The 26,578-nt window shown below is 70.9% G+C and carries 30 protein-coding genes; 16 read left to right on the forward strand and 14 right to left on the reverse strand.

Translation table 11 applies throughout. The features are described 5' to 3' along the window. Positions 1–418 precede the first annotated feature (418 nt). The 6 genes from QMO56_RS12890 to pdxH form a co-directional block, all read right to left on the reverse strand. Positions 419–1,405, reverse strand: a complete 987-nt coding sequence (locus QMO56_RS12890) for a hypothetical protein (RefSeq protein ID WP_283526284.1) — start codon at positions 1,403–1,405, stop codon at positions 419–421. Between the two features lie 86 nt (positions 1,406–1,491). Further along, positions 1,492–2,214, reverse strand: a complete 723-nt coding sequence (locus QMO56_RS12895; RefSeq protein WP_283526286.1) for a cytidylyltransferase domain-containing protein — start codon at positions 2,212–2,214, stop codon at positions 1,492–1,494. Between the two features lie 11 nt (positions 2,215–2,225). After that, positions 2,226–3,179, reverse strand: a complete 954-nt coding sequence (locus QMO56_RS12900) for an SIS domain-containing protein (protein ID WP_283526288.1) — start codon at positions 3,177–3,179, stop codon at positions 2,226–2,228. A gap of 997 nt (positions 3,180–4,176) precedes the next feature. After that, positions 4,177–5,052, reverse strand: coding sequence for a universal stress protein (locus QMO56_RS12905; RefSeq protein ID WP_283526290.1), 876 nt, complete (start codon positions 5,050–5,052; stop codon positions 4,177–4,179). Positions 5,053–5,192: 140 nt separating this feature from the next. After that, entirely contained in the window at positions 5,193–6,641 is a 1,449-nt protein-coding gene (locus tag QMO56_RS12910) for an AAA family ATPase (RefSeq protein WP_283526292.1), read from the reverse strand. Further along, the gene (pdxH, locus tag QMO56_RS12915; RefSeq protein ID WP_283526294.1) at positions 6,638–7,234 is read right to left on the reverse strand and encodes a pyridoxamine 5'-phosphate oxidase; all 597 of its coding nucleotides are present in this window, start codon (positions 7,232–7,234) and stop codon (positions 6,638–6,640) included. Before pdxH ends, QMO56_RS12910 begins: the two co-directional genes overlap by 4 nt. A gap of 107 nt (positions 7,235–7,341) precedes the next feature. Here pdxH and fabI point away from each other — a divergent pair, with 107 nt between their 5' ends. The 8 genes from fabI to QMO56_RS12955 all read left to right on the forward strand — a co-directional run bounded on the left by fabI (position 7,342) and on the right by QMO56_RS12955 (position 12,102). Then, positions 7,342–8,178: an enoyl-ACP reductase FabI gene (gene fabI / locus QMO56_RS12920; protein WP_283526295.1), complete on the forward strand. Its 837-nt coding sequence runs from the start codon at positions 7,342–7,344 to the stop codon at positions 8,176–8,178. Positions 8,179–8,282: 104 nt separating this feature from the next. Continuing rightward, positions 8,283–8,507 (forward strand): hypothetical protein, encoded by a 225-nt coding sequence (locus tag QMO56_RS12925; protein WP_283526297.1) that lies wholly within the window; start codon positions 8,283–8,285, stop codon positions 8,505–8,507. Positions 8,508–8,544: 37 nt separating this feature from the next. Beyond that, positions 8,545–8,733: a hypothetical protein gene (locus QMO56_RS12930; RefSeq protein WP_283526299.1), complete on the forward strand. Its 189-nt coding sequence runs from the start codon at positions 8,545–8,547 to the stop codon at positions 8,731–8,733. 24 nt (positions 8,734–8,757) lie between these two features. Beyond that, on the forward strand, positions 8,758–8,979 hold the full coding sequence (locus QMO56_RS12935) for a hypothetical protein (protein ID WP_283526301.1): 222 nt from the start codon (positions 8,758–8,760) through the stop codon (positions 8,977–8,979). A 29-nt stretch (positions 8,980–9,008) separates the two neighbouring features. Beyond that, entirely contained in the window at positions 9,009–9,248 is a 240-nt protein-coding gene (locus tag QMO56_RS12940; protein WP_283526302.1) for a hypothetical protein, read from the forward strand. Between the two features lie 154 nt (positions 9,249–9,402). Then, a complete protein-coding gene (gene aroC, locus QMO56_RS12945) occupies positions 9,403–10,509 on the forward strand; it encodes a chorismate synthase (protein WP_283526303.1) in 1,107 nt (368 codons plus the stop codon). Between the two features lie 96 nt (positions 10,510–10,605). Continuing rightward, the gene (locus QMO56_RS12950; RefSeq protein WP_283526304.1) at positions 10,606–11,805 is read left to right on the forward strand and encodes a hypothetical protein; all 1,200 of its coding nucleotides are present in this window, start codon (positions 10,606–10,608) and stop codon (positions 11,803–11,805) included. Between the two features lie 150 nt (positions 11,806–11,955). Then, the gene (locus QMO56_RS12955) at positions 11,956–12,102 is read left to right on the forward strand and encodes a peptide chain release factor 1 (RefSeq protein WP_283526305.1); all 147 of its coding nucleotides are present in this window, start codon (positions 11,956–11,958) and stop codon (positions 12,100–12,102) included. A gap of 4 nt (positions 12,103–12,106) precedes the next feature. On the opposite strand, the gene QMO56_RS12960 is transcribed toward QMO56_RS12955, so the two are convergent. The 7 genes from QMO56_RS12960 to QMO56_RS12990 all read right to left on the reverse strand — a co-directional run bounded on the left by QMO56_RS12960 (position 12,107) and on the right by QMO56_RS12990 (position 17,727). Further along, complete coding sequence (locus tag QMO56_RS12960) at positions 12,107–12,847, reverse strand: TlyA family RNA methyltransferase (RefSeq protein ID WP_283526307.1); 741 nt, start codon at positions 12,845–12,847, stop codon at positions 12,107–12,109. Between the two features lie 94 nt (positions 12,848–12,941). Further along, positions 12,942–14,915: a 1-deoxy-D-xylulose-5-phosphate synthase gene (dxs, locus tag QMO56_RS12965; protein ID WP_283526309.1), complete on the reverse strand. Its 1,974-nt coding sequence runs from the start codon at positions 14,913–14,915 to the stop codon at positions 12,942–12,944. After that, positions 14,915–15,823, reverse strand: a complete 909-nt coding sequence (locus tag QMO56_RS12970) for a polyprenyl synthetase family protein (RefSeq protein WP_283526311.1) — start codon at positions 15,821–15,823, stop codon at positions 14,915–14,917. The genes dxs and QMO56_RS12970 overlap by 1 nt, the downstream gene beginning before the upstream one ends. A gap of 2 nt (positions 15,824–15,825) precedes the next feature. Beyond that, entirely contained in the window at positions 15,826–16,080 is a 255-nt protein-coding gene (locus QMO56_RS12975) for an exodeoxyribonuclease VII small subunit (protein ID WP_283526313.1), read from the reverse strand. A 33-nt stretch (positions 16,081–16,113) separates the two neighbouring features. Then, positions 16,114–17,043 carry a histone deacetylase family protein gene (locus QMO56_RS12980; protein ID WP_283526315.1) on the reverse strand — a complete coding sequence of 310 codons (930 nt, stop codon included), beginning with the start codon at positions 17,041–17,043 and terminating at the stop codon, positions 16,114–16,116. After that, a complete protein-coding gene (locus QMO56_RS12985; RefSeq protein ID WP_283526317.1) occupies positions 17,040–17,294 on the reverse strand; it encodes a sulfurtransferase TusA family protein in 255 nt (84 codons plus the stop codon). The genes QMO56_RS12980 and QMO56_RS12985 overlap by 4 nt, the downstream gene beginning before the upstream one ends. Before the next feature lie 43 nt (positions 17,295–17,337). Next, positions 17,338–17,727 carry a PH domain-containing protein gene (locus QMO56_RS12990; RefSeq protein ID WP_283526319.1) on the reverse strand — a complete coding sequence of 130 codons (390 nt, stop codon included), beginning with the start codon at positions 17,725–17,727 and terminating at the stop codon, positions 17,338–17,340. 135 nt (positions 17,728–17,862) lie between these two features. On the opposite strand from QMO56_RS12990, the gene QMO56_RS12995 reads away from it, so the two are divergent. The 5 genes from QMO56_RS12995 (at position 17,863) to kdgD (ending at position 22,837) form a co-directional block, all read left to right on the forward strand. Beyond that, positions 17,863–18,450 (forward strand): TetR/AcrR family transcriptional regulator, encoded by a 588-nt coding sequence (locus tag QMO56_RS12995; protein WP_283526320.1) that lies wholly within the window; start codon positions 17,863–17,865, stop codon positions 18,448–18,450. Positions 18,451–18,556: 106 nt separating this feature from the next. Further along, positions 18,557–19,498 carry a DMT family transporter gene (locus QMO56_RS13000; RefSeq protein ID WP_283526321.1) on the forward strand — a complete coding sequence of 314 codons (942 nt, stop codon included), beginning with the start codon at positions 18,557–18,559 and terminating at the stop codon, positions 19,496–19,498. Positions 19,499–19,588: 90 nt separating this feature from the next. Then, positions 19,589–20,488: an ROK family protein gene (locus QMO56_RS13005; protein ID WP_283526323.1), complete on the forward strand. Its 900-nt coding sequence runs from the start codon at positions 19,589–19,591 to the stop codon at positions 20,486–20,488. Positions 20,489–20,558: 70 nt separating this feature from the next. Next, entirely contained in the window at positions 20,559–21,812 is a 1,254-nt protein-coding gene (locus QMO56_RS13010; RefSeq protein ID WP_283526324.1) for a DNA polymerase IV, read from the forward strand. 86 nt (positions 21,813–21,898) lie between these two features. Then, complete coding sequence (kdgD, locus tag QMO56_RS13015; protein ID WP_283526326.1) at positions 21,899–22,837, forward strand: 5-dehydro-4-deoxyglucarate dehydratase; 939 nt, start codon at positions 21,899–21,901, stop codon at positions 22,835–22,837. A gap of 49 nt (positions 22,838–22,886) precedes the next feature. Here kdgD and QMO56_RS13020 read toward each other — a convergent pair whose 3' ends face one another. After that, positions 22,887–23,714: an HpcH/HpaI aldolase/citrate lyase family protein gene (locus QMO56_RS13020; RefSeq protein ID WP_283526328.1), complete on the reverse strand. Its 828-nt coding sequence runs from the start codon at positions 23,712–23,714 to the stop codon at positions 22,887–22,889. A 213-nt stretch (positions 23,715–23,927) separates the two neighbouring features. Between QMO56_RS13020 and QMO56_RS13025 the strand changes: the two genes are divergently transcribed. From QMO56_RS13025 to QMO56_RS13035, 3 genes are read left to right on the forward strand one after another with little or no spacing between them, the layout of a single operon-like run. Beyond that, a complete protein-coding gene (locus QMO56_RS13025) occupies positions 23,928–24,215 on the forward strand; it encodes a helix-turn-helix domain-containing protein (RefSeq protein WP_283526330.1) in 288 nt (95 codons plus the stop codon). Positions 24,216–24,268: 53 nt separating this feature from the next. Next, positions 24,269–25,174 carry a dimethylarginine dimethylaminohydrolase family protein gene (locus QMO56_RS13030; protein WP_283526332.1) on the forward strand — a complete coding sequence of 302 codons (906 nt, stop codon included), beginning with the start codon at positions 24,269–24,271 and terminating at the stop codon, positions 25,172–25,174. After that, a complete protein-coding gene (locus QMO56_RS13035; RefSeq protein WP_283526334.1) occupies positions 25,171–26,559 on the forward strand; it encodes an FAD-binding oxidoreductase in 1,389 nt (462 codons plus the stop codon). The genes QMO56_RS13030 and QMO56_RS13035 overlap by 4 nt, the downstream gene beginning before the upstream one ends. The last annotated feature ends 19 nt before the right edge of the window (positions 26,560–26,578 follow it).

Below are 26,578 nucleotides of genomic sequence, written 5' to 3' on the forward strand. Positions count from 1 at the left end.
TCATCGCGCAACGCATCCGGGTCCGCGCTCATCCAGGCCAGCCTCCAAAAGCCAGCCTTGAATCACGCCCCGCTCAGCAGCGGAATCCCTCAGATCAGGAAATCGTCACCACCGCCTAGAGCATTTTCCGTTCGCCCTGGCTCATGGAAAATGCTCCAGCCGTTTGTTTTGACGAGCATCTTCGCCCGTCCCGATGATGCCATCAGAACGGGATCTGCTCTAGCAACGGTCTGCGGCACCCGGTCGCGGCGGATCAGCGGCCGGCGCCACGGCTTCCGCCTGCTCTCAGGCGCCATTCCCTGCACTGCTGGCGGATGCAGGGCGCCTGCGGTCATGCGGCACCGCCATGGCCCGCTCGAGATCACCGCCCTCGCCCGGAAAGACCGTCAGCCGGGCATGGGCCGGCGAGGAAGCGCCATCAGCGCCGCACATAGGCCGGGAGCGCGGCTTCGATCTCCCGCAGGCGGGCCTCCAGATCACTCCGCTGGCGGTACTTGCCGATATTGCCGGCGGAAACGGCCGGATTGAACAGCGTGCCCTGCTTGCTGGCCACCCTCTGCTCCACGGCACCCGCGTCGATCCCGAGCAGCGCACAGATCTCGGCCCGCACCTCCGGCCGAAGGACGAAGCTCTCGAAGGACAGGTAGATGAGCTTGCCGTTCTCCATCTCCCGCCAAAGGAAGCCTTTGTCCCAGATCTTTCCGACATCCTCCGGCCCATAGCCGCCGCGTGCAAGGAACTGGCTGCGGAAACGCTGGTGCACGAAGCAGAACTTCCGCGCGGGGTTCGGATCGTTGATGTAGTCCGGATCTTTCTCGGCGTCCGCGAACTGGTCGAGGATGTCGCGCTCGACAACCACCGTGTTCATCCTCCCGAACAGGCTCCGCTGGTGGAAGTCGAAGGGGTGGAAGAGGTTGTTCCAGAGCGTGAAGCGCGACGAAGTCTCCGCCAGGGCAACTTTTTCGATCCGCTGATACGCCAGCCTGAGGGCACTCAGCAGCGAGAGCAGAAGCTGTGCGCGCCCTGCCGGCTCCGCGCGCGAGAGCTGGCCGAGTTCGGCCAAGATGCGCTCGACGGCAGGCTCCAACCGCCCGTGGCACATCTTCTGGAGGTCACGAAAGCCCGTGTTCAGCCACAGTCGCGTGTCGCGCGGGTATTGCTTCCACAACGGATCCTCGTCCATCGGCAACGTGCCGGTGAACAGGCCGCGGGCCCGCCGGACATCCTCCTCGGACAGCACTCCGTGCTCGGCAGCCTGGCGCCACAGGTAATGGAAGCCGCCTGGGAAGCGGTTGATCGGGCCTTCGGTCCCCGGCCAGAGCAGGGCGCCGGGGACTCCCTTGAAATATTCCACCACCGCCGACTTACCGGTGGCGACAAAGCCGCAGATGTTGATCGGATCCATCGATGCCTCTGACCTGCCGGTCACGAACTTGCAGTGGGGAGCCGCCCTTCCGGTATCGCGCGGCTCCGTTGCCGCGCGGCCGGAAGTCAGGTCCTGTAGTCCTTGCCGGCCACCACCGCGGTGTGGAAGCGGGGCTGATCGGGGCTCTCGGCTTGCCGCATCAGGGCCTCGGCGAGTTGAAACTCGTAGTCGTAGTCGATGTCGAAGCTCTCGGCCTCCGGCGTCTCCATGAAGCCTACGCGGCCGTTGTAGAGGAAGCTTCCCTTCTCGAGATAGGCCTGCCGCGCATAGTGCGCGTCGAAGATCGCGACGATGAAGTTGATGATCGTGAGCGGCTCGAGATCCTGCGTCCGCGGGCTCTTCCTGGTGGCATCGAAGTTGATCCACCGGCCATTGAGGAAGGTGTGCTTCCTGACCGTGTTGGCGGTGAACAGTGCGGTTGGCTTCTCGGCCATGAACTTCCGGACGGCGGCGTCGATGGTCTGCGCCTTCAGGAAGGGCGCGGTCGGGTTGATCACCGCGACCGCGTCGCACTCATTCTTTGAGATGAAGTCGAAGATGATGTCGTCGGTCGAGGCGGCGGAGGTGGCGAGCTCGGCGGGGCGCATATAGGCGTCCATGCCGTATTCCGCCGCCACCGCGGCGATCTCGGGGCTCTCGGTGTTGACGACGACGCGTTCGATCTCCTTCGAACGTTTCGTGGTCTCGATGGCATAGGAAATCAGTGGGCGCCCGTTCAGGTACCGCAGATTCTTGGCCTGCACCCGGACGCTGCCGAGGCGAGCAGGAATATACCCGAGGATCTTCATGGGCTTCACGCTCACACAACGCCGTTGTTGATGAAGTCGTTCAGGTGGATCCCGCCGATGAGCACCTCGCCCGCCACCACCGGGGCTGCCGTGATCTTCAGGCGGTTCAGAATGCTGAGGCCCTCGCCCGCCAGCAGGTCCGCGCGCAGGGTGGTCGGCCGGGCGGTCATGATCTCGGAGACCGTCCTCGTGACAAGCTCCGGCGCCATGTGGCGGCGGATGTCGCCATCCGTGACGATGCCCGCCAGATCACCGGCGGGGTGGACCACGAGAACATAGCCGAGCCCGAAGCGGCTCATGCTGACCAGCGCGTCGCCCACGGACTCCTCCGGCCCGACATGCGGCACTTCGGCCAGCTTGCGGGCGATGTCGCTGACCCGCTTCAACTGCGCACCGAGCTTCCCGCCGGGATGGAAGACCTTGAAGTCGGAAGCCGTGAAGCCGCGCGCCTGCAGGAGCGCCACGGCGAGCGCATCGCCCAGGGCGAGCAGCATTGTCGTCGAGGTGGTGGGGGCCAGCCCGTTCGGGCAGGCCTCGGCCATGCGCGGCAGGGCGAACGTGGTGTCGGCGGCCGATCCGAGAGCGCTGTCAAGCTTCGAGGTCATGGCGATCAGCGGAATGCTGAAGCGCCGCGTATGCGCCACCAGGTCGTTCAGCTCCGGCGTCTCGCCCGACCAGGAGAGCGCGATCACCGCGTCGCCGCTCTGGATCATGCCCAGGTCGCCGTGGCTCGCCTCACCCGGATGCACGAACTGGGCCGGCGTGCCGGTCGAGGCCATGGTGGCGGCAATCTTTCGCCCCACATGGCCCGACTTCCCCATGCCGCTGATGATGACGCGCCCGCGCACCGCCCGAAGGAGTTCGATGGCCTGCTCGAAAGGCGCCGCGAGCGGCCCCTTCAGCGCGTCTTCGAGAGCTTTGAGGCCGTCCCTCTCGGTCGCGATCGTCAGAATGGCAGCTTTCACTGCCTGCGACCCGGGTCCGCCAGCATCAGAGGCAAGATCAAGGCTCATGAGTTATTCCCAATCTGCTTTGGTGACATGGCGAACCTGCCGCGCGCCAGTTCGCGCGAAACCGGCAGTCTGCTGGAATCGCCCGGCTCGGCGTGGTTTCCGTACAGGGTCCGGCTGGAGACGCGGCCATAACGGCGAAGTTGAGTTCGCCCGCCATATCCGACCGCACCGCTTGGCATATGCCACCTTCTCGAAACCGTGACCGGATTCATGACGCAAACCGTCATCAGCGGCAACGGGTTTTCATCGTTGCGGATCGGGTGTTCTGGCGTGAATCCGGCAGCGAAGTTTCAAACTCATGCAGAAGTCTCACACGAAAAGAACAGAAGAACGGAAGTTGAGTACAGTACATCCCGGCCCGTCAGAGCTTGAGCGCCTTCCCCATGTTCTGGGCCTCGCGGAGGGCAAGGGAAGGAAGATTTTCGCGGGCGCGGCCTGGGCGGTGTGGGAGCCGCCGATCGGGGCGGTGTAGCCGCCTGGCAAGACATTGCCGCAGGAGTTGCCCCAGACGATCCCACCTCGCCTTTGGCGGCATCGGAGCGGCGCCAGGTGGCGCAGCATTCCAGCCGATCCCGGGCTCGGGTGGCTGGCAGCCCAGTCCCTGCATCCGCTCGAACCGAAGCCGGTACTCTACGGCGGCCAGCCCGGCCAGGATCCTGCCATGTTCCGCGGCCAGACACACAAGGGTTGCCTGGAAGGGATGCGTGGGGGCTGCTACGGACCTGCGGACGGGCAGAGATCAGGCCGCGGAGCATGGCGGCTTGCAGGCCGCACCCGTCCGGCGCGCCCAATGAGGATCAGGCGCTCCGCATGATGCGGCCCTGTGCGTCCTCCGGGCGGGCAGCCCGGCCCTGCCGCAGGCGGTGCCGCGCAGTACCGCCGCAGAAGGAATCACGGTCGGCGGTCTCTCCGCGTCCCAGTAGGCGCGGGGACCGCCGGCCGCTCGCCTTCACCGGCACATCAGGACGGGCAGCTCCGCATTCTCCAGCACGTGCCGCGTGACGCCCCCCAGGATGAGCTGGCGCAGGCGGGAATGGCTGTAGGCGCCCATGCAGAGCAGGTCGGCGTTGAAGTCGCGCGCCGCACCGAGCAGCCCGGCACCCACCTCGCGCGTCTGCGGCTTGAAGGGCACCGCCTCGGCGGTGACGCCGTGCCAGCGCAGATAGGCCTGCAGCCCCTCGGCGCTCGGGCCGCGCCGCTGGTAGTCCTCGCTGTGCAGGATGCGCACGGCCTCGGCATGGTGCAGCCAGGGCAGCGCCGCCGCCACCGCCGCCGCACTCTCCGCCGTGCCGTTCCAGGCGCAGCAGACGCGGGTACCGATGGTTTCCGGCACCTCGCGCGGGGCGATCAGCACCGGCCGGCCGGAATCGAACAGCACGGCATGCAGCGCGTCGGAGGAGGAGACGTCCTCACCCGCCTCGGGGTGCGGCACCACGGCCATGTCGTAGAGGCGCGACTGCTGCGCGACGATGTCCTCCTCCCGCCCGGCGATCGATTCGAAGGAGAGGGTCGGCCCCTCCGTCTTCGCGGCCGTCTCGGCGGAGAGGGCGATGGTAACGTCGCGGCCCTGCACGAAGCGCTCGAACAGGCTGCGCACGCGGTTGGCGCGCTCGCCGCTCTCGCGCTCGGTGGCGGCCATCATCTCCTCGATCATGGCGCCCGAGAGACCCTCGCCGGCCAAGGGCGCCACGTCGCGGGCGTCCACCCGCACGTGCAGGCAATGCACATGGGCGTTCCAGGTGCGGGCCACCATCAGGGCGGTGTGCAGCGCCGCCTCGCCGGCGGCGGTTCCAGTCAGCGGCAGCAACAGCCGGCGGTAGGCCATGGCTCGGTCTCCTCTCTCAGTCCGGCGCTCCGGTCCGGGGCGCCGGGCAGTGTAACACGGCCAAGCTCAAGATGTTCCCCTTTGTCCTGCCCGCCCGGCCTCGGCCCGCAGGCTAGAGCCTCGGCCCGGCCGGCGGCTCGTTAAATCTCGTTCGGCATCGCGGCGGTCACGTCCAGCCGCCGCCAGTCCAGCGGCCCCGGGTCCAGCCGCGCCGCCTGTTCCAGCACGGCAAGGTCGGCATCCGAGGCGTCGCCACGCCTGGCGGCGATCCGCTCGCGCAGCAGCGGCATCGGCGCCTCCAGCCAGATGCCCTGGAAGGGCACGCCGGCCCGCGCCGCGGCGGCGGCGATTCCCGCCCGTTGCGCCGGCTCCAGGAAGGCGGCATCGGCGATCACGCAGTGGTCGGCGCGGGCGGCGGCTTCGGCCCCGGCGAAGAGGGCGGCATAGGCGGCCTCGCTGGCGGCGGCGGAATAGGCCTTGGCGGGCAGGCGAACTTCCGGCGCCACGCCATGCTGGCGCTTGCGGATCTCGTCGCTGCGCAGGACCAGCGCGCCGGGGGCGGCACCCAGGCCGGGCGCCCAGCGCCGCGCCCAGAAGGACTTGCCGCTGCCCGGCAGCCCGCCCACCGCGACCACCCGCGGGGGGGGCGGGCGCAGGGCCGCCTCGGCGGCGGCCAGCCAGGGCAGGCCGTCACGCCCGACGCGCTGCAGCACATGCGCGCGGATCAGGCTCCGCAGCGAGAGCCAGAGCGGCAGCCCCACCACCAGCCCGGCATCGTCACACCGCGCCACATAGCGGTTCAGCACCCGGTTGGCCGCCGGCCGGCCGACATTCAGGTCGAGGTCCGCGAGCAGGAAGGCCAGGTCATAGCCCGTGTCGACGGTTGCCAGCGCCTCGTCGAATTCCAGCGCGTCGAAGGGCACAGGGCGGCCCCGCCAGAGCACCAGATTGCCGAGATGCAGGTCACCATGGCAGCGGCGGACGAAGCCGGCCTCGGCACGCGCCGCCAGAGCGGGGGCCAGGGCATCGAGCCGCGCCAGCGCCATCGCGGCCCAGGCATCGCTGCGCGCCGGCGGCAGCCCGGCCTCATGCGCCGCCGCCGCCGCGCCGGTGATGACGTCCCGCAGCGCGCCGTTGGCGTCCCAGCCGGCCACCGGCGGCAGGCTGGCGTGCTGCGCCGCCACCGCGTCGGCCAAGGCGTCCTGCAGCGCCGGGCCCAGCGCCCCGCGCGCTGCGACCGCGTCGAGGAAATCCCCCGGCGGGAGCGGCGCCATCTCCACCGCCCATTCCTCCGCCGCCCCGTTCCCACCAAGGCGCAGCGTGCCGTCCGGGCTGCGCGTCAGGGGGTGCACGGCGCGGTAGAGGTCCGGCGCCGCCGGCGCGTTCAGCGCCAGTTCGCGGCGGCAGTAGCGCTCGCGGTCCTCCAGCCGGGTGAAGTCCAGGAAGCCAAGCGCCACCGCCTTCTTCAGCTTGAACACCCGGTCCGGGCCGACGAAGACGGCGGAGATATGCGTCTCCACCGGCGCCGCATCGCCCGTCAGGCGGGACAGCAGGGTGGCGGCCTCCTGCTGCCCTGCCGGGATGCTCACGGGAAAAGCGTCTCAGTGCGCCAGCCACCGCCGGGCTGCGCGTGGAACAGCCGCCGGTCATGCAGGCGGAAGGGCATGTCCTGCCAGAATTCGAAATGCGCCGGCAGCACGCGGAAGCCGCCCCAGTAGGGCGGGCGCGGGATGTCCTCGCCGGGGAAGCGCGCCTCCGCCGCGTTCAGCGCCGCCTCCAGCTCGGTGCGGCCGGCGAGCGGGCGGGACTGCTGCGAGGCCCAGGCGCCGAGGCGCGAAAGGCGCGGGCGCGTGGCGTAGTAGGCGTCAGACTCCGCCTCGGTCACGGCTTCCACCGCACCCTCCACCCGCACCTGCCGGCGCAGCGACTTCCAGTGGAACAGCAGCGCCGCGCGCGGGTTGGCCAGCAGTTCCCCGCCCTTGCGGCTCTCGCGGTTGGTGAAGAACACGAAGCCGCGCGAATCCAGCCCCTTCAGCAGCACCATGCGGGCGGAAGGGAAGCCATCGGCCGTGGTGGTGGCCAGGCACATGGCGTTGGGGTCATTGGGCTCGCTCGCCTCGGCCTCGGCCAGCCAGGCGCGGAACAGGGTGAACGGATCAGTGGATGCATCAGGCGCGGACATACGGCTCCCCCTTGCCCAGGCGAAGGCGGTGTGCCACCACCGCCTGACCCTTGCAACGGGGATCTCCCCAGCCCCGCCACCCCTGACGAAGACGGTCCTGCCTCACGATGGAAGCTGACGCCCCGCACGCGACCTCTGCAACCGGCACGCTGATGGCCGGCAAGCGCGGCCTGATCATGGGCGTGGCCAACGACAAGTCGATCGCCTGGGGCATTGCCCGCGCCGTCGCCGCCCAGGGCGCCGAACTGGCCTTCACCTACCAGGGCGAGGCGCTGGAGAAGCGCGTCCGCCCGCTGGCCGCCAGCGTCGGCAGCGACCTGGTGCTGCCCTGCGACGTCGCCGACGAGGCCAGCATCGACGCCGTCTTCGCCGCGCTGGAGGGACGCTGGGGCAGGCTGGACTTTCTGGTCCACGCCATCGCCTATGCCGACAAGCAGTATCTCCGCGGCCGCTACATGGACACGCCGCGCGAGGCCTTCCTGCAGGCGATGGACATCTCCTGCTTCTCCTTCGCCTCGGTCAGCCGCCGGGCGGTGGCGCTGATGCCGGAAGGTGGCAGCCTGCTCACCCTCTCCTATCTCGGCGCCGAGCGGGTGATGCCGCACTACAACGTCATGGGCGTCGCCAAGGCGGCGCTGGAGGCTTCGGTGCGCTACATGGCGGCCGATGTCGGCGCGGAGAACATCCGGGTCAACGCGATCAGCGCCGGCCCGATCAAGACGCTCGCCGCCAGCGGCATCGGCGACTTCCGCTACATCCTGAAGTGGAACCAGTACAACGCGCCGATGAAGCGCAACACCACCATCGAGGATGTCGGCGGCGCCGGCGTGTTCCTGCTCTCCGATCTCGGCTCCGGCGTCACCGGCGAGGTGCTGCATGTGGACAGCGGCTACCACATCGTCGGCATGAAGGCGCCGGACGCGCCGGACATCACCACCGTCTGAGGCCACTTCCGCGCCGCGTCATCCGCGCGGCGCGGCAACCTCCCCCCCTCCCTCGCCGTTCCTCTCCCACGCGGCCAATCGGGGCCGCGTCAGGGGAGGCGCGCATGAGCCAGCACGAGCAACCGCCGCTGCCGCCGGCTGCGCATGGGCCGACACCCACCGCCGGTGCGCGCACGGCCCCCGCCTCCAGCGGCGCCGAGGGCGACGCCGCCGCGGCGGAGCGGCGCGACGAGGGCGCTTCACCCCAGTCCGCCACCCAGGCTGCGACCGAGGCCGAGCAGGACGACCGCGCCGAGCGCGCGGAAGCCGCGGCGAAGAACGCTCGCTGAGGCGCCGCACCCCATCCTACGGATCGAGGAGAAAGTTATGAGCAAGGCGCACATGCCGCCCGTGCCCCCCGAGAACCGGCCCAAGGGTCCGGGCGGGAGCACCGAGGCTGCGTCCGACAAGACCGAGCAGCATGCCAAGCCGATGAACAACATCCCGCAGAACCAGGGCCGCAGCGGCGATATCGCCCAGAATACGCGGAACGAGGGCTACCAGCAGGACCGCTGACCGGCGGCGAAGGAGAAGGCACCAATGCCCGAGCATAATTCCGACACCCAGCGCCACGGCGGTCCCGGCAGCAGCCATCAGAACCGCCAGGATCCGAGCAAGTCCGCCCCCACTGGCCATAAGGGCGGCGGCTCGACGGAAGGGCCGACGCCCGGTTCGCCGACCAATAGCCGCGAGAGCCGAACCTCCGGCGGCGGCGGCGAGCGGGACAGCCACCACACCCACGATTCCACCAGCCGCTCCTGAGGGCAGGAGCGGTCCGGAAGGAGGCTCAGATGGCCGACGACGACAAGCAGAACCGCGACGCGATGAACCCGGACGACAGCGGCACCATCCGCAAGTCGCATCTCGGCGATGCCGAGCAGCAGGAAACCGCCAGCGGCACCATCCGTCAGCCGATCCAGCCGGGGGAAGTGCAGCCGGGCGAGACGAACGAGCTGGCGCAGACCCTGGGCGGGCCGGTGGATGTCTTCCCCGCCGGCGGGCGCCGCAAGACGCCGCAGTCCGGCGCCTGAGCCCTCGGGGGAGGCGCCGCCTCTCCCCCGAACCCCCTCCGCCGGGGTGACCGTGTCACCCCGGACCCCGCCATCAGGGGGATAGCCTCTTGGCGTTCGCGGCGCGGTTCCGCATAACCACCGGCCATGATCGTTGCCGCCGGTGCCCTCTTCCATGTCCCATAACAGCTTCGGCCACCTGTTCCGCGTCACCTCCTGGGGCGAAAGCCACGGGCCGGCGATCGGCGGCGTGGTGGATGGCTGCCCGCCCGGCATCCCCCTCAGCGAGGCCGACATCCAGCCTTTCCTGGACCGCCGGCGGCCCGGCCAGTCCAAGTTCGTCACCCAGCGGCAGGAGCCGGACCAGGTCCGTATTCTCTCCGGCGTCTTCGAGGGCATCACCACCGGCACGCCGATCTCCCTGCTGATCGAGAACCAGGACCAGCGCAGCAAGGACTACGGCGAGATCAAGGACCGCTTCCGCCCCGGTCATGCCGACCTGGCCTATCACCTGAAATACGGCCTGCGCGACTACCGCGGCGGCGGCCGCTCCAGTGCGCGGGAGACGGCGGTGCGCGTCGCCGCCGGCGCCATCGCCCGCAAGGTGCTGGGCGCCGGCGTCACCATCCGCGGCGCCATGGTCGCCATGGGGCCGCTCGGCATCGCGCGCAGCCGCTTCGACTGGGCCGAGGTGGAGCGCAACCCCTTCTTCTGCCCCGACCCCGGCGCCGTGCCGCTCTGGGAGGAGAAGCTGGCCGCCACCCGCAAGGCGGGCTCCTCCCTCGGCGCCGTCATCGAGCTGGTGGCGGAGGGCGTGCCGGTCGGCCTCGGCGCGCCGCTCTACGGCAAGCTGGACGCCGACCTCGCCGCCGCGCTGATGAGCATCAATGCCGTCAAGGGCGTGGAGATCGGCGAGGGCTTCGCGAGCGCCGCCCTGGACGGGGAAGGCAATGCCGACGAGATGCGGATGCGGCCGGACGGCGAGGTGGAATTCCTCTCCAACCATGCCGGCGGCGTTCTGGGCGGCATCTCCACCGGCCAGCCCGTCGTGGCGCGCTTCGCGGTGAAGCCCACCTCCTCCATCCTGACGCCGCGCCGCTCGGTGGACCGCTTCGGCCAGGAGGTGGAAGTGCTGACCAAGGGCCGGCATGATCCCTGCGTCGGCATCCGGGCCGTGCCGGTGGGCGAGGCCATGCTGGCCTGCGTGCTGGCCGACCACCTGCTGCGCCACCGGGCCCAGAACCCCGATGCGCCGGAGCGCCCCCGCCTGCCGCGCAACTGACCGTGAAGCGGCCTGCTGAGTAAAATTCGTGCATCGACTTGACCCCTCCGAAACCGGTCTGGATAGCGGGACGGTCCGTTTGGCGGAGGATTCCCCATGCTTCGCGCTGTCGATGACACTCCTGACGCCTGCCGCGGCTTTCTCGCCCTTGCGGGAGAAGCATCCTGGCAGCGCCGCATGGCCGATCTGGCCGTCCGGGCGACCTCGCAATCCTGGCGCGGCCGCGCCACCCAGCAGCGGCACGCGCTGGAACTGATCCTGGCGCGCCTCGCGGGCCAGCGGCAGGCGCCGCGCCTCGGCCGTGCCGAGCGCCTCGTCCTGGCGCTGGCCCGCGAGGCGGTGGCCCTGGCCGATACCCTTCCCCAGGAGCCGCGCACCCGGCTGCGGGAGCGCCTGCTGCAGGGTCTGACCGGCGAGGCCACCCTGATCCCTCTCTTTCACCTGCTGCGCGAGGCCGCGCGCCAGCGCGAGCGCGGCTTCACCGTCCGCTTCACCGGCCTGACCGAGAACACGCCCTATGACCTGCTGCTGGAGCGGGAGGGCGTGCAGGCGGAGCTGGTCTGTGAGACGCTCTCGGCGGAGGAAGGCCGGCAGGTGCCGCGAGGCGACTGGTGCCGGCTGATGGATGGCATCAATCCCGACCTGCAGACCTGGCTCGCCGCCCATCCCGGCCGCTACCTGCTGAAGATGACGCTGCCCGAGGGCATCCAGGGACCGGAGCAGCTCGCCGAACTCCAGCAGCGGATCAGCGCCATGCTGGCCGACCGCAAGCGGCAGGATGCCAGCGCCGCTGCCGTGCTGAAGCTCGATCCCTTGATGCTGGCCGGCGCCCAGGCCGCCGGACAGGGCCTGCCGGAGCGGCTGCGCAACCAGTTCGGCCCCGATGCGCAACTGGCGGTGACGGCCGACCCTGCGGGGGGCAGCGTCTTCGTCATGGCGGCCCGGGCGGGGCGGGAGAATGCGGTGGCCGGCGCCATCGTCCGCCGGCTGGAAGCTGCCGCCGAAAGCCGGCTTTCCGGCACCCGCGCCGGCATCGTCTCGGTGTTCCTGGAGGATGTGGAGCGCCCCGAGTGGCGCAGCCTGCGCGAGACGCTGGAGGTGGAGGGCGCCGTGCGGCGCTTCTTCACCACGACCAAGGCGGCCCGCATCACCGCCGTCGCCTGCGCCACGCGGATGGAGATGTTCGGCATGGCCCCGCCGGACGCGGCGGAGCAGGGAGAGCTGCGCTTCCGCAACCAGGCGCATCCGGCGGCAAAGCTGTCCGCGCTGCAGCCCGCCATCCTCTCATTCTCCTAAACAGCGAACTACCAGGCTGAAATCCAGATATAAATATAAAGTGAAGGTTTCTGAGGCCCAATCGTAAAGTTTCGTCGTTCTGCTGCCACTTTTTAGGTCATGCTGCGTTGCATGGTTCTTACAACCACCGTGCCGCACACGAGAGCGCCCATGTCCGAGCGTGAAATGGAAGCCAAGCTGCTGGAGCTTGATCGGCTGCTGAACGACCCCGAGGTGCAGATGGACCCGCACCGCGTCTGGTCGTTGCTGCAGGAGATCGCCGGCGCCACGAAACTGGCGGTGCCGCGCCCGGCTTAGCCCCTCAGCCCTCGCGCCGGGCGGCAATCAGGAATTCCCGGTTGCCCTCCGGCCCGAGGATTGGGCTGGGTTCGATCCCCAGCACCGTCCAGCCGGGCAAGGTTCCCCACCAGTCGCGAACCCGCTCGCAGACTTCGTCATGCACCGCCGGGTCGCGCACCACCCCGCCCTTCCCCACCTTCTCCGGCCCCGCCTCGAACTGCGGCTTGATCAGCGCCACCGCCCAGGCATCGGGCGCGGCCAGCCCCAGCGCCGCCGGCAGCACGGTGGCCAGCCCGATGAAGCTGGCATCGCAGACCACCACCCCCGGCGCCTCCGGGATCAACCCGGCATCCAGGCGGCGGGCATTGGTCCGCTCCAGCACCGCGACGCGCGGGTCGCTGCGCAGCTTCCAGGCGAGCTGCCCGTGCCCGACATCCACCGCGTAGACCTTCGCGGCCCCGTGCTGCAGCAGCACATCCGTGAAGCCGCCGGTGGAGGCGCCGACATCGACGGCGACGCGCCCCTCGGGCGAGAGGCCGAAATGGGCCAGGGCATGGGCGAGCTTCATGCCGCCGCGGCTGACCCAGGGGTGCTCCTGCCCCTTCACCTCCAGCGGCGTGTCCTCCGCCACCGGCTGGCCGGCCTTCTCCACCCGCCGGGTGTCCGAGAACACCTTGCCGGCCATGATCAGGGCCTGGGCCTTGGCCCGCGACTCCACCAGGCCCCGCTCGACCAGGGCCACATCCGCACGCTGCTTGGGCATGTCTCTCGATCCAGGACCGCGCCCCACGAAAGGCGGGGTCCGGGGGGATACTATCCCCCCGGCCGGGGTTCCAGGGGGCAGCGCCCCCTGGCGCTCACGCGCGGGCCGGCTGCGCGCTGGCCGCGTCGCCCAGCGCCGCCACCGCCGCCGCCACGATGGAGCGCGCCGAAAGGCCGGCGGCCTCGTACTGGGCCTTCGGGCTGTCGTGGTCGATGAAGGCATCCGGCAGGGTCATCGGCCGGAACTTCAGCCCGGCGTCGAAGGCACCCTTCCAGGCCAGATGCTGCATGACCAGGGCGCCGAAGCCGCAGACCGAGCCTTCCTCGATGGTGATCAGCACCTCGTGCTCGCGCGCCAGCCGCTCGACGAGAGGGGTGTCCAGCGGCTTGGCGAAGCGGGCATCGGCCACAGTGCAGGAGAGGCCGCGCGCACTCAGTTCCTCGGCCGCCTTCAGGCATTCCTGCAGCCGTGCGCCATAGCTGAGGAGCGCGATCTTGGTACCTTCCCTGATCACGCGGCCCTGGCCGATCGGCAACACCGTGCCGCGCGCCGGCACGGCTTCCAGCCCGAAGCCCTCACCGCGCGGGAAGCGGAGGGCGATCGGCCCGGCGTCATGCGCGGCGGCGGTGGCCACCATGTGCGCCAGCTCCACCTCGTCGGCCGAGGCCATCAGCACCATGTCCGGCAGGCAGCCGAGATAGGCGATGTCATAGGCGCCGGCATGGGTGGCGCCGTCGGCGCCGACCAGCCCGGCGCGGTCCAGCGCGAAGCGGACGGGCAGCTTCTGCAGCGCCACGTCATGCACCACCTGGTCATAGGCGCGCTGCAGGAAGGTCGAGTAGATCGCCACGAAGGGCTTCATCCCCTCGGTCGCCATGCCGGCGGCGAAGGTGACGGCGTGCTGCTCGGCGATGCCGACATCGAAGGTGCGCTTCGGGAAGCGCTTGCCGAAGGCGTCCAGCCCCGTGCCCGAGGGCATGGCGGCGGTGACGGCGACGATGCGGTCGTCCTGCTCCGCCTCGGCGATCAGCGACTGGGCGAAGACCTTGGTATAGGTCGGCGGTCCCGGCGGCGCCTTGGCCTGGGTGCCGGTGACGACGTTGAACTTGCTGACGGCGTGGTACTTGTCGGCGCTCGCCTCGGCGGGGGCATAGCCCTTGCCCTTGCGGGTGACGACGTGCAGCAGGATGGGCGCCCCCTCCTCCGCGTCGCGCAGGTTGCGCAGCAGCGGCAGCAGGTGGTCCATGTTGTGCCCGTCGATCGGGCCGACATAGTAGAAGCCCAGCTCCTCGAAGAGCGTGCCGCCGGTCAGCATGCCGCGGGCGAACTCGTCGGCGCGGCGGGCGGCGCGCTCCAGCGGCGCCGGGAAGCGGCGGGCCACCTTGGCCATCACCTCGCGCAGCGAGAGGAAGGGCCGCGAGGAGATCAGCCGCGACAGATAGGCCGACATGGCGCCGACCGGCGGCGCGATGGACATGTCGTTGTCGTTCAGCACCACGATCAGGCGGGATTTCATGGCGCCGGCGTTGTTCATCGCCTCATAGGCCATGCCGGCGCTCATCGCGCCGTCGCCGATCACCGCGATGACGTTGCGGTCGTCGCGAAAACCACCCTGGCGCTTCAGGTCGCGCGCCACCGCCATGCCCAGCCCGGCCGAGATGGAGGTGGAGGAATGCGCGGCGCCGAAGGGGTCGTATTCACTCTCGCTGCGGCGGGTGAAGCCGGAGAGGCCGCCGCCCTGGCGCAGGGTGCGGATGCGGTCGCGCCGGCCGGTCAGGATCTTGTGCGGATAGGCCTGGTGGCCGACATCCCAGAGCAGCCGGTCCTTCGGCGTGTCGAAGACGGCATGGATGGCGACCGTCAGCTCCACCACGCCGAGCGAGGCGCCGAGATGGCCGCCGGTCTGGCTGACCGCATGGATGGTCTCCGCGCGCAGCTCATCGGCGATCTGGCGGAGCTGCTCGGCCGAGAAGTTCTTCAGGTCGGCCGGGACGCGCACCCGGTCCAGCAGCGGGGTCGCCGGCGGCTGGTTGGGAGGCAGCCGGGCGGGATTCGAGGGATTCGCCATCAGGACCTCCGGGCAATGGTATAGGCGGCCAGCATTCGCAGCAGATCGGCGCGCTCACCGAAACTGTCGAGATGCGCCGCAGCCTGCTCCGCCAGCCTTTCGGCCTGCACCTTTGCGCGATCAAGGCCGAGCAGCCCCACCAGGGTCGCCTTGCCGGCCTCGGCGTCCTTGCCGGTGCGCTTGCCGGTCTCGGCGGCGCTGGCGGTGGCGTCGAGGATGTCGTCGGCGATCTGGAAGGCGGCACCCAGTTCGCGGCCATAGGCGCAGAGGGCATGGCGCTGCTGCCCCGGCGCCTTGCCGAGGACGGCCCCCGCCTCGGCCGAGAACTCGATCAGCTTGCCGGTCTTGAGCAGCTGCAGCCGGCCGATGGCGGCCTCGCTCGGGGCCTCGGCGCCCTCCTCGGCCAGCATGTCCAGCATCTGGCCGCCGCACATGCCGCGCGGGCCGGCGGCCTGGGCCAGGCGCAGGCACAGTTCCGCCCGCACGGCGGGATCGGAATGCGTGTCCTCATGCGCCAGCACAGCGAAGGCCTGCGCCTGCAACGCGTCGCCGGCGAGGATCGCGGTGGCCTCGTCGAAGGCCTTGTGCACCGTGGGCTTGCCGCGGCGCAGGTCGTCATTGTCCATCGCCGGCAGGTCGTCATGCACCAGAGAATAGGCGTGCAGCATCTCGATGGCGGCGGCGACCCGCAGCGCCGAGGTGCGGGAGACGCCGAACTGCGCCGCCCCCTCCAGCACCAGGAAGCCGCGCATCCGCTTGCCGCCGCCGAGCGCGGCATGGCGCATGGCGGCATAGAGCCGCGCCTCCGGCCCTTCCTCGGCCGGCAGCAGGGTGTCGAGCGCGTGCTCGATCTCGGTCACGGCGGCGCCGAGCGCCGTGGCGAGCGGGGAGGCCTGGAGTTCCGACATGGTCAGGTCAGGTCCCGCAGCGTGGCGCCCTCCGGCCCGCCGGACGGACCGGCGACGATCGCCTGCACCTTGCCCTCCGCCTCGGCCAGCTTGGCCTCGCAGTGGCGGCGCAGCGCGGCGCCGCGCTCATAGTCGGCGATCGCCTCTTCCAGCTTCGCCTGGCCGCCTTCCAGCTTGCGAACGATGGCATCCAGCTCCGCCAGGGCGGCCTCGAAGGACAGGGAAGCGACGTCCGTCTGGGGGGGCGTCTCGGGCATGGCGCAGGAACCTCGGAGCAGGGTATCGGCAGGTCAGGCGTGCATCAGCGCGCGCACATGGCTGGCGGCGGAAGCCGCCAGCGCGTCCAGATCATAGCCGCCTTCCAGCGTGGAGACGACCCGGCCGCCGCAGGCGCGCTCCGCGAGGCGGCAGATTTCCGCCGTGATCCATTCGAAATCCGGCTCGCGCAGGCGGAGCTGCGCCAGCGGATCGCGCGCATGGGCGTCGAAGCCGGCCGAGATCACAATCAGGCCAGGAGCGAAATCCTGCACCGCCGGCAGCAGGCGCTCCGCCCAGGCGGCGCGGAACGCCTCGCCCGTGGCGCCCGGCGGCAGCGGGGCATTGAACACATTGCCGACGCCACGCTCCGTGGCCTCCCCTGTGCCGGGGTAGCAGGGCGACTGGTGCGTCGAGGCAAAGAGGATGCCGGGGTCGCGCTCCACCACGGCCTGGGTGCCGTTGCCGTGGTGCACGTCGAAGTCGAGGATGGCCACGCGCCCGATGCCATGCGCGGCCTGGGCGTGGCGGGCCGCCACCGCGGCATTGGCGAAGAGGCAGAAGCCCATCGGCCGCCGCGGCTCGGCATGGTGGCCGGGCGGGCGCACGGCGCAGAAGGCGCGCCGCACCTCGCCCCGGCAGACGGCATCCACCGCCGCCACCCCCGCCCCGGCGGCGCGCAACGCGGCCTCGGCGCTGCCGGCGGCCATGCCGGTATCGCCGTCCAGCGGCACCCATTCGCCCTCGGCGGGGCGGATGTCGAGGAGGCCGCGCACATAGGCCTCCGGATGCACGCGGCAGAGCTGCTCCAGGCTGGCGCGCGGCGCCTCCTCGCGCAGCAGATGGGCGAACTCCTCCGCTTCCAGGGCGGCCAGCACCGCGCGCAGCCGGTCCGGGCATTCCGGATGGTCCGGGCCGTTGGAATGCCCGAGGCAGGCGTGGTGCGAGACCAGCAGGACGCTCATTTGGCCGGTTTCTCTCCGGCTGGGTCCTCCCGCCGCCGCAAGGTGAAGCGGTACAGCCCCGCCACCTCGCTGAAGGAGACCAGCGCATGGCCGGTCTCCCGGCTATAGGCCTGAAAATCCTTCACGCTCGCGGGATCGGTCGCCAGCACGGTCAGCCTGGCGCCGGGCGGCAGGCCACGCAGCACCTTGTTGGCCTTCAGCACGGGCAGCGGGCAGGTCAGCCCCTGCACATCGAGGGTGGTCTCACTCATGGGCGGACTGCACCACCGCCGAAGGCCGCGCGCAAGCCTCCGCTCACAAGCCCCGCACCCGCTCGGCCAGCACGCGCTGCGCCGCCATGGCAGCCCCCGTGCCGCGCCGGAAGCTGAAGGCCAGCGGCTCGGCGCCGCCGCGGTCCCAGACCTTCAGCTCCTCGTCGAAATCGGCCGTGCCGCCGGCCTCCACCGAGAAGCGGTAGATCGCCTTGTAGGGAACGCTCACCACCTCGGTCTTGGACCCGGTGACGCCCTGGCGGTCCAGCAGCATGATGCGCCAGTCGGTCAGCGCGAAACCGTCCCGCACGGTGCGGAAGGCCGCCAGCACCTCTTCCCCCGGGAGCAGCGCCTCCTGAAAGCGCGGTCCGAGATCCTTCGGCTCCACCTGCCCGGCATCGCCGGTGATCGCACCCAGAAGCCTGCCCAGCATCGCCCGCCTCCCCTCTGCCGATCATCGGGATATGGGTCGGCCAGAGGCACAAGGCCAGGGGCCAGGGAAGGCGCCACCCTCCCCCGGATCCCGCCCTTCGTTGACGGCCTCCCTACTGGAAGGTAGGCAAACCGGATGAGCACCCGATCGGCCCTCCTCCGGCACGCCGAAACCCTGATGCGCACGCGCGGCTATGCCGCCTTCAGCTTCGCCGACCTCGCGGAGCACGTCGCCATCCGCAAGGCGAGCGTGCACCACCACTTCCCCTCCAAGGAGGAACTGGGCCGCGCCCTGGTCCAGGACTACCGGCAAGGCTTCGAGAAGCAGCTCCACGCCATCGAGGCGGAACACGACAGCGCACCGGCGCGGCTGCGGGCCTTCGGCCATGTCTTCGCGGCCAGTTGCGAGGCCGGCATGCTGCCGCTCTGCTGCGCCCTCGCGGGGGAACGCGCCGCCCTGCCGGAGAGCCTGCGCGAGGCGGTCCGCGACTTCTTCCAGATGCATCTGCGCTGGCTCACCCGGATCGTCGCCGCAGGGCAGGAAGCGGGGGAGCTGGCGCATCCCGCGCCGGCCGCGCAGGTCGCCCTGACGCTGCTCAGCCTGCTGGAAGGCGGCAGCCTGGTCGGCTGGGCCCTGCAGGAGCGCGCGCCGGTCCTGCACGGCTTCGAAAGCGCCCTGCACGACATGGAACGCGTGGTGGCGCCCGGTAGGGAAGCGCCATGACAGGCGGGCCGCAGGTGGCACTTCACGGCAGGGCCAGCACCATTCCCCCGAGGGGAACCATGGCCCTGCTCACCCGCCGCCCGCGGCGGCCGAAAGGCATGCCGGCATGACCCGCAGCCTGGCGCAGGTCGAGGAGGCGGAACTCGGCAGCCTCCCCGGCCCTCCCCCGGCCGACCGGCGCTCGGAACGCGCGGTGGGCATCGCCTGCCTGCTGGCCACCGCCTGCGGCTGGGCGCTCAACTGGGTGGCCATGAAGTTCCTGCTGCAGGTCTGGCCGCCGCTGTTCGCGCGCGGGCTCGCGGGCGTGGTGGCGGCAGCCGGCCTCGCTTTGGTGGCAGTGCTGCTCGGGCAGAGCCTCCGGGTGCCGCGCGCGGCGACGCCGCGGCTACTCGGTGCCGCCTTCACCAACGTCTTCGCCTGGATGGGCTTTTCCTCGCTCTGCATGCAGTGGGTGAGCGTCGGCGAGGGGGCGCTGCTGGTCTATACCATGCCGATCTGGGCGACGATCTTCGCCTGGCCCGTGCTCGGCACGCGGCCGACGCGGCGTGGCATCGCCGCCCTGCTGCTGGGCGTGGCGGGGATCGGCGTGCTGCTCGGCGGGCAGAGCTTCGCGGCGGGCAGCGGGCAGTTGCCCGGCGTCAGCCTCGCGCTGGGCGCGGCGGTGCTGTTCGCCCTCGGCACCGTGCTGAACGGGGCGCCGCTGCCGCTGGCGCCGGTCGCCTCGACGGCGTGGCAGGTCGGGCTGGGCTGCTTCCCCATGCTCCTGCTGGGCCTCGCTTTCGAGCAGCCGCAGTTCGGCGCCCTGACCCCCGCCGGTCTCGGCGCCATGCTTTACATGACCATCTTTCCGATGGGGGTCTGCTACCTGACCTGGTTCGGCGCGCTGCGCCGCCTGCCGCCCTCCGCCGCCTCGACCGGGATGCTGCTGGTCCCCCTGCTCGGCACGCTGACGGCGGCCGCCCTGCTGGACGAGCCTTTCGGCCTGCGCCAGGCCCTCTCGATGGTCCTGACGCTCAGTGGCGTGACGCTGGCCCTGCGGCGCAACTGAGCGCGGGAGGCCGGGTGGCCAGAGGAAACGCCGTCCCCTCCCCGGCCCTGGCCTGTCGCCCCAGCCTGCGCTGAACTATTCTCGCTCCTCATGACCCTCCGCATCGGCATTGATCTCGGCGGCACCAAGACGGAGATCGTCGCACTGGACGACGCGGGCGCGGTGCGGCTGCGCCGGCGCGCCGCCACGCCGGGCGACTATGACGGCATCCTCCGCCTGCTGGCGGAGCTGGTCTCCGGTGCCGAGGCCGCGCTCGGCGCTCAGGGCGCCACGGTCGGTGTCGGCATTCCCGGCAGCCTGAGCCCCGCCACCGGGCTGGTGCGCAACGCCAATACCCAGTGCCTGAACGGCCGCGCACTGGACCGCGACCTGGAGACGCGACTCGGCCGCCCGGTGCGGCTTTCCAACGATGCCAACTGCCTGGCACTGAGCGAGGCGGCGGATGGCGCCGGTGCGGGCCATGGCGTGGTCTTCGCGGTCATCCTGGGCACGGGCGTGGGCGGCGGGGTGGTGGTGGAGGGGCGGCTGATCGAGGGTCGCAACCGGGTGGGCGGCGAATGGGGGCATAACCCCCTGCCCTGGGCCCGGCCGGAGGAGCATCCCGGCCCGCGCTGCTGGTGCGGCCAGCGGGGCTGCCTGGAGGCATGGCTCTGCGGCCCGGCGCTGGCCGCCGACTGGAAGGGCGCCGGCCATCGCGACGCGGGCGGCATCGCCGAGGCGGCCGCGGCCGGGGATGAGGCTGCAAAGGCGGCACTGGACCGCCATGCCGACCGACTGGCGCGGGCCCTGGCCGCCGTGACGAACCTGATCGATCCGGACGCCATCGTGCTGGGGGGCGGCCTCTCCAACCTGGACCACCTCTATGACGAGGTGCCGCGCCGCATGGCGCCCTATGTCTTCGGTGACGTGGCGGCGGTGCGGCTGGTGCGGGCGAGGCACGGCGACTCCTCCGGCGTGTTCGGTGCTGCGCGCCTGTGGGACCGCCCCTGAACTGACAGAAAGAAGATGGGGGTTCGGGGGAATTCCTTCCCCCGGCCTTTTTCCGCCCTAGAATACGGCCATGCCCGCCCTCTGCCGCGACTGCCTGCGCCTGTTCCAGGAGGAGGCCACCTGCCCGGCCTGCAAGGGTCGGCGCATCGTCCGGCATGCCGAGCTGACCGACCTCGCCATCGCGCATGTGGACTGCGACGCCTTCTTCGCCAGCGTGGAGAAACGCGACCGGCCGGAGCTGCGGGCGCAGCCGGTGATCGTCGGCGGCGGCAAGCGGGGCGTGGTGGCGGCCTGCTGCTACCTGGCGCGTATCCGGGGCGTGCGTTCGGCCATGCCGATGTTCAAGGCGCTCTCCCTCTGCCCGGATGCGGTGGTGATCCGTCCGGAGATGGCGAAATACGCCGCCGCCAGCCGCGCCATCCGGGCGCTGATGGAAGACCTCACCCCCCTGGTGCAGCCGCTTTCGATCGACGAGGCGGTGCTCGACCTCTCCGGCACCGCGGCGCTGCACCGTGCGCCGCCCGCCGCCGTGCTGGCGCGCTTCGCGCTGCGGGTGGAGCGGGAGGTGGGCGTCACCGTCTCGGTCGGCCTCGCCCCGAACCGGTTGCTGGCGAAGCTGGCGGTGGAGCGGGACAAGCCGCGCGGCTTCGCGGTGATCGGCGCCGCCGAGGCGGCCTCGGTGCTGGCGGGGGAGCCCGTCTCGGCCTTGCCGGGGGTCGGGCCGGTGCTGGCGCGCAAGCTGAACGGGCTGGGCTTCGTCACGCTCGGGCAGTTGCAGGCGCTCTCCCCGCGCGAGGCGGCGGCGCGGCTCGGCGAGGAGGGGCCGGCGCTCGCCGCCCGCGCGCGCGGCGAGGACAGCCGGCGGGTGGACCCGAACCGCGAGACCAAGTCGATCAGCGCCGAGACCACCTTCGAGGCGGACCTGCGCGGGGTGGCCGAGCTGGAGGCGCCGCTCTGGCGGCTCTGCGAGAAGTTGGCGCGGCGGCTGAAGGAGAAGGGCTTCGCCGCCGGCGGCGTGGTGCTGAAGCTGAAGACGGCCAGCTTCGCGCTGCGCACGCGGCACGTCCGGCTGCCGGCGCCGACCCGCCTGCCCGATACGCTCTTCGCCGCCGCCCGGCCGCTGCTGGCGCGGGAGGCCGACGGCACGGCCTTCCGGCTCATCGGCATCGGCGCGCAGCCGCTGCTGCCCGGGGCCGGGGCCGATCTGGGTGACCTGGTGGATGCCGAGGCGCCGCGCCGCGCCGCCCGCTGGGAGGCGATGGAGAAGCTGCGCGCCCGCTTCGGCGAGGCGGCGGTGACGCGGGGGCTGGCAGTGAAGCGCTGAAGCCGGTGCATTTCTGGCATGGACCTTGCCACCTTGCCAGACATAGGATGACCTGACATCAGTTTTGCACGGCAGAGGAACCGCACATGCCCCAGATGATCCCCGCCGAGATGGCGAAGCAGATCGGCAGCGGCCTGCTTTCCTTCCCGGTGACGCATTTCCGGCCCGACTTCACCTTCGACGCGGCGCCCTACCGCGAGCATATCGGCTGGATGCTGGGCCACAAGCCGGCCGGGCTCTTCGCCGCCGGCGGCACGGGCGAGTTCTTCAGCCTCTCCGCCGCTGAGATCGCCACCGTGGTGAAGGCGGCCGTGGACGAGGTGAATGGCGCCGTGCCGGTGATCGCCCCCTGCGGCATGGCCACCGCCATCGCCAGGGAACTGGCGCAGTCGGCCGAGGCGGCGGGCGCCGACGGGCTGCTGCTGCTGCCGAACTACCTGGTGAACTCGGAGCAGGCCGGCCTCGCCGCGCATATCGAGGCGGTCTGCAAGAGCACGAAGCTCGGCGTCATCGTCTACAACCGCGACAATGCCATCCTGAACGAGGACACGCTGGCGCGGCTCTGCGAGCGCTGCCCGAACCTCGTCGGCTTCAAGGACGGTGTCGGCGATATCGAGCTGATGACGCGGATCTACGCCAGGATGGGCGACCGGCTGACCTATGTCGGCGGCCTGCCGACGGCGGAGACCTTCGCCCTGCCCTATCTGGAGATGGGGGTGACGACCTATTCCTCCGCGATCTTCAACTTCGTGCCGGAATTCGCGCAGGACTTCTACGCCGCGGTGCGCCGGCATGACCGCGAGGCGGTGTTCCAGGGTCTGCGCGACTTCGTGCTGCCCTACATCGCCCTCCGCAACCGCCGGAAGGGCTATGCCGTCTCCATCGTGAAGGCGGGCTGCGCCGCGGTCGGCCGCCCCGCCGGCCCGGTGCGCGCGCCACTGACCGACCTGGACGCGGGCGAGATGGAAATGCTGAAGGCGCTGATCGCCAAGCTGCCGGCAGCCGCGCAGCGCGCCGCCGCCTGAAGCGGCGCCGGCAGATGCGTGGGGGAGCCTTGCTCCCCCACCGCTTTCCCTACTTGCGCAGCTCGCCGGGCTCGCGCTGGCTGCCGGCCTGGCTGTGCCGCGCCGCCTGCTCGCTGCCCTCGCCCCGCGCACCCGCCACCGCGACGCGCGCCGCCTGCAGCAGCAGGCCGCTGTCATTGCCGATGGTGACCAGCTTGAAGCCCATGCCGATCATCCGCTTGGCATAGGCGGCCGTGGCATTGTGCAGGCCGACGGCGATGTTGCGCTTGCCGCACTCGCTCAGCAGGCGCTCGTAGATCTTCATGATCTCCGGCTCCTCGCGGTCCAGCTTCGGCACCAGGCCGAGCGAGAGGCCGAGATCGGAAGGGCCGACATAGATGCCGTCGATGCCCGGCGTATCCAGGATGGCTTCCAGATTGTCGAGCGCCTCCTGCGTCTCGATCATCGGGATGACCGCGACGTCCTTGTTCGCGGTGGCGAAGTAGGAACCGGCCTCGCCGTAGATGCCGGCGCGAATCGGGCCGAAGGAGCGCGTGCCCTCCGGCGGGTAGCGGCAGGAGGAAACCAGTTGCCTCGCCTGCTCCGCCGTGTTCACCATCGGGCAGATCACGCCCATGGCACCGGCATCCAGCACCTTGCCGATGATGCCCGGCTCGTTCCAGGGCACCCGCACCATCGGCGTCACCGCGTGCGGCTGCATGCCCTGGAAGCAGGCCACGGCGGAGAGATAGTCCTGCACGCCGTGCTGCATATCGACGGTCAGACTGTCGAAGCCGGCCTGAGCCATGACTTCGGCGCTGTAGGCGTTGGGAATCGCAAGCCAGCCATTGACCACGGCTCGGCCCTGCGCCCAGGCCTCCTTCACCTTGTTTGCCATAGGATCTTCGTTTCCTCCGGGATGGAGGAAAACGCTAGGCCCGGTATAGCGTGAGCGTCAACGTACCGAACGCATGATCGATACGCTTTTGCCATGGTGTGCGCGGACGGTCGCAGACGGCCGGGCGCGTGTGGAGCGGTTTGCAAGGCGGCTCCGATACGCAATCCTTGCGCAGGGCTGAGCGGTTGGCGCTCCCCACAGAGAGGAGGCAACATGCTGCCCGGAGGACTTCTGCTCACGGCCTGCCAGGTCAGAATGGCGCGGGCGGCGCTGCGCTGGCCGGTCGAGGAACTCGCGCGTCGCTCGGGCGTCAGCCAGGCCAGCATCCGGCGCATTGAGTCGGTCTATGGCGTGCCCAACGTGACGGTCAGCATCCTGGACAAGCTGCGCAGCGCCTTCGAGGAGGCGGGCATCGTCTTCCTGGCCGATGACGGCGCGCAGGACGGCGGTCCGGGGATCCGCTTCAGCCGCTATCCCGGCCGGTCCGCCGCCGCCGCCTGAGGCGGCCGCTTTCCGCTGGCCCGTCCCGGCGGGCGGGCGTAGCCTGCGGCGCCATGTCCCACGCGACGATCCACGCTCCCGCCCCGGCGGCGCCCCACTGGCGCCTCGCCTCGGAAACCGGCGCGCTGCGGGAGGTGCTGGTCTGCCCGCCGGACCACTACCGCTGGCTCCCCACCAACAGCATCGCCCGCCGCACGCTGGCCGAGGCGCGGCAGGCCCCGGCCCCGGCCCATCTCGCCGCGCAACACGCCGAGCTGGTGGCGGCGCTGCGGGAAGGCGGCGCCAGCGTGCACCAGCTCCAGCCCGAGCCGCACCTGCCCTACATGGTCTATACACGGGACAGCGTGGTGGTGACGCATCGCGGCCCGGTGCTGTGCCAGCTGGAGCGGCCGCAGCGCCGCGGCGAATACGCCGCCCTGCTCGACTTCCACGCCGCGCATGGCAGCGGCTTCTGGCGCAAATCCTCCGCCGGCACGCTGGAGGGCGGGGACATCCACATCCTGCGGCCCGGCCTGGCGGTGATCGGCCATTCCGGCGGGCGTACGGATGAGGCAGGGGCGGAGCAGCTCGCCGGCTGGCTGCGCGCCGAGGGCTGGGAGGTCCGGCTGGAGCCCTTCGACGAGCATTTCCTCCATCTCGACGTGCTGTTCTGCATGGCCGCGCCCGGCCTCGCCGTCGCCTGCACCGAGGTGCTGGAGGAGGACTTCATGGCCTGGCTGGCGGCGCACGGCATCCGCTGCCTTCCCGTCCCCTACCGCGACGCAATGCAGCTCGGCTGCAACATCCTCGCCCTGGGCGGCGGACGCGTGGTATCCGCCCGCGGCAGCAAGGCCCTGAACACCGCGCTCCGCGCGGAGGGGCTGACCGTGCTCGACCCCGAGCTGTCGCTGTTCACCCTGGGCGGCGGCGGCCCGCATTGCCTGACCTGCCCGCTCCTGCGGGGAGAGGAGACTGCATGACCATCACCGCCAACCCCGTGGACACCGTGATCGCCGCCGCGCGGGCGTTCCTGGGCGACCGGCTCTCCACCAACGCCTCGGTGCGCGAGCAGCATGCCAAGGGCGAGGACGCCAATCCGCCCGTGCTGCCGGATGCCGTCGCCTTCGTCGAGAGCACCGAGGAAGTCTCCCGCCTGCTGGCGCTGTGCAACACGCATGGCGTGCCCGTCACCCCCTTCGGCGCCGGCACCAGCCTGGAGGGGCATGTGGTGCCGCTCCGGCGCGGCATCAGCCTCGACCTCAGCCGCATGACCGCCATCCTGGAGGTCAATGCCGAGGACATGGACTGCCTGGTGGAGCCGGGCGTCAGCCGCCATCAGCTCAACGACCACCTGCGCGACCAGGGCCTGTTCTTCCCCGTCGATCCGGGCAGCCACTGTTCGCTCGGCGGCATGGTGGCGACCCGCGCCTCCGGCACCAATGCGGTGCGCTACGGCACCATGCGCGAGGCGACGCTCGGCCTGGAGGTGGTGCTGGCCGATGGCCGGGTGATCACCACCGGCGGCCGCACCCGCAAGGCCGCCAATGGCTACGACCTGACGCGGCTTTTCGTCGGCTCCGAGGGCACGCTCGGCGTGGTCACCAAGATCCGCCTGCGGCTGCAGGGCATCCCGGAGGCGACCAGCGCCGCCGTCTGCCAGTTCGAGAGCCTGCAGGCGGCGGTCGAGACCGTCATCATGACCATGCAGGCCGGCATTCCCGTCGCCCGCATCGAACTGGCCGATGCCGACCAGATGCGCGCCTCGATCGCCTATTCCAAGCTGGATTTCCAGCCGCTGCCGACGCTCTTCCTGGAGTTCCACGGCAGCCCGGCCGGCGTGCAGGAGCAGGCGGCGGCGGTGGAGGCCATCGCCGAGGACATGGGCGGCAAGGGCTTCGCCTGGGCGCACGACGCCGAGGCGCGCAGCAAGCTCTGGAAGGCCCGGCATGACGCCTGGTGGGCAGCCAATGCCCTCTATCCGGGCTGCCGCGGCATCACCACCGATGTCTGCGTGCCGATCTCGCGCCTAGCCGAGGCCATCACCGGCGCCAAGGCGCTGGCCGATGCCGCCGGGCAGAACACCTGCATCGTCGGCCATGTGGGGGACGGCAACTACCACGTCGTCATCCTCTTCCCCGCCGACGACCCGCAGGGGCTGGAGAAGGCCTGGGCGCTGGACCGGCAGATCGTCGCGCAGGGACTGGCGCTGGGCGGCACCTGCTCGGGCGAGCACGGCATCGGCCTCGGCAAGCGCGAGTTCCTGGAGCAGGAGCACGGGGCCGAGGTGCTGGCGGTGATGCGCAGCCTGAAGGCAACACTCGACCCGAAGGGCATCCTGAACCCGGGCAAGCTCTTCCTGAACTGAGCCACCTGCTCCGGGGCGG

It is taken from the genome of Roseomonas sp. E05 (genome assembly GCF_030063475.1).
Taxonomy (GTDB): Bacteria; Pseudomonadota; Alphaproteobacteria; order Acetobacterales; family Acetobacteraceae; genus Pseudoroseomonas.

Excerpts from the sequence above, each read along its gene's own strand:
- QMO56_RS12960 (WP_283526307.1), bottom strand. The coding sequence starts at position 12,847 with ATGCCCAAGCAGCGTGCGGATGTGGCCCTGGTCGAGCGGGGCCTGGTG.
- QMO56_RS13025 (WP_283526330.1), top strand. The coding sequence starts at position 23,928 with ATGCTGCCCGGAGGACTTCTGCTCACGGCCTGCCAGGTCAGAATGGCG.
- QMO56_RS12935 (WP_283526301.1), top strand. The coding sequence starts at position 8,758 with ATGCCCGAGCATAATTCCGACACCCAGCGCCACGGCGGTCCCGGCAGC.
- dxs (WP_283526309.1), bottom strand. The coding sequence starts at position 14,915 with ATGGCGAATCCCTCGAATCCCGCCCGGCTGCCTCCCAACCAGCCGCCG.
- QMO56_RS12985 (WP_283526317.1), bottom strand. The coding sequence starts at position 17,294 with ATGAGTGAGACCACCCTCGATGTGCAGGGGCTGACCTGCCCGCTGCCC.
- QMO56_RS13010 (WP_283526324.1), top strand. The coding sequence starts at position 20,559 with ATGCCCGCCCTCTGCCGCGACTGCCTGCGCCTGTTCCAGGAGGAGGCC.
- fabI (WP_283526295.1), top strand. The coding sequence starts at position 7,342 with ATGGAAGCTGACGCCCCGCACGCGACCTCTGCAACCGGCACGCTGATG.
- QMO56_RS12980 (WP_283526315.1), bottom strand. The coding sequence starts at position 17,043 with ATGAGCGTCCTGCTGGTCTCGCACCACGCCTGCCTCGGGCATTCCAAC.
- QMO56_RS12895 (WP_283526286.1), bottom strand. The coding sequence starts at position 2,214 with ATGAAGATCCTCGGGTATATTCCTGCTCGCCTCGGCAGCGTCCGGGTG.
- pdxH (WP_283526294.1), bottom strand. The coding sequence starts at position 7,234 with ATGTCCGCGCCTGATGCATCCACTGATCCGTTCACCCTGTTCCGCGCC.
- aroC (WP_283526303.1), top strand. The coding sequence starts at position 9,403 with ATGTCCCATAACAGCTTCGGCCACCTGTTCCGCGTCACCTCCTGGGGC.
- QMO56_RS12940 (WP_283526302.1), top strand. The coding sequence starts at position 9,009 with ATGGCCGACGACGACAAGCAGAACCGCGACGCGATGAACCCGGACGAC.
- QMO56_RS12955 (WP_283526305.1), top strand. The coding sequence starts at position 11,956 with ATGTCCGAGCGTGAAATGGAAGCCAAGCTGCTGGAGCTTGATCGGCTG.
- QMO56_RS12925 (WP_283526297.1), top strand. The coding sequence starts at position 8,283 with ATGAGCCAGCACGAGCAACCGCCGCTGCCGCCGGCTGCGCATGGGCCG.
- QMO56_RS13035 (WP_283526334.1), top strand. The coding sequence starts at position 25,171 with ATGACCATCACCGCCAACCCCGTGGACACCGTGATCGCCGCCGCGCGG.
- QMO56_RS12930 (WP_283526299.1), top strand. The coding sequence starts at position 8,545 with ATGAGCAAGGCGCACATGCCGCCCGTGCCCCCCGAGAACCGGCCCAAG.
- QMO56_RS13020 (WP_283526328.1), bottom strand. The coding sequence starts at position 23,714 with ATGGCAAACAAGGTGAAGGAGGCCTGGGCGCAGGGCCGAGCCGTGGTC.
- QMO56_RS12890 (WP_283526284.1), bottom strand. The coding sequence starts at position 1,405 with ATGGATCCGATCAACATCTGCGGCTTTGTCGCCACCGGTAAGTCGGCG.
- QMO56_RS12990 (WP_283526319.1), bottom strand. The coding sequence starts at position 17,727 with ATGCTGGGCAGGCTTCTGGGTGCGATCACCGGCGATGCCGGGCAGGTG.
- QMO56_RS13000 (WP_283526321.1), top strand. The coding sequence starts at position 18,557 with ATGACCCGCAGCCTGGCGCAGGTCGAGGAGGCGGAACTCGGCAGCCTC.
- QMO56_RS13005 (WP_283526323.1), top strand. The coding sequence starts at position 19,589 with ATGACCCTCCGCATCGGCATTGATCTCGGCGGCACCAAGACGGAGATC.
- QMO56_RS12950 (WP_283526304.1), top strand. The coding sequence starts at position 10,606 with ATGCTTCGCGCTGTCGATGACACTCCTGACGCCTGCCGCGGCTTTCTC.
- QMO56_RS13030 (WP_283526332.1), top strand. The coding sequence starts at position 24,269 with ATGTCCCACGCGACGATCCACGCTCCCGCCCCGGCGGCGCCCCACTGG.
- QMO56_RS12975 (WP_283526313.1), bottom strand. The coding sequence starts at position 16,080 with ATGCCCGAGACGCCCCCCCAGACGGACGTCGCTTCCCTGTCCTTCGAG.
- kdgD (WP_283526326.1), top strand. The coding sequence starts at position 21,899 with ATGCCCCAGATGATCCCCGCCGAGATGGCGAAGCAGATCGGCAGCGGC.
- QMO56_RS12970 (WP_283526311.1), bottom strand. The coding sequence starts at position 15,823 with ATGTCGGAACTCCAGGCCTCCCCGCTCGCCACGGCGCTCGGCGCCGCC.
- QMO56_RS12995 (WP_283526320.1), top strand. The coding sequence starts at position 17,863 with ATGAGCACCCGATCGGCCCTCCTCCGGCACGCCGAAACCCTGATGCGC.
- QMO56_RS12905 (WP_283526290.1), bottom strand. The coding sequence starts at position 5,052 with ATGGCCTACCGCCGGCTGTTGCTGCCGCTGACTGGAACCGCCGCCGGC.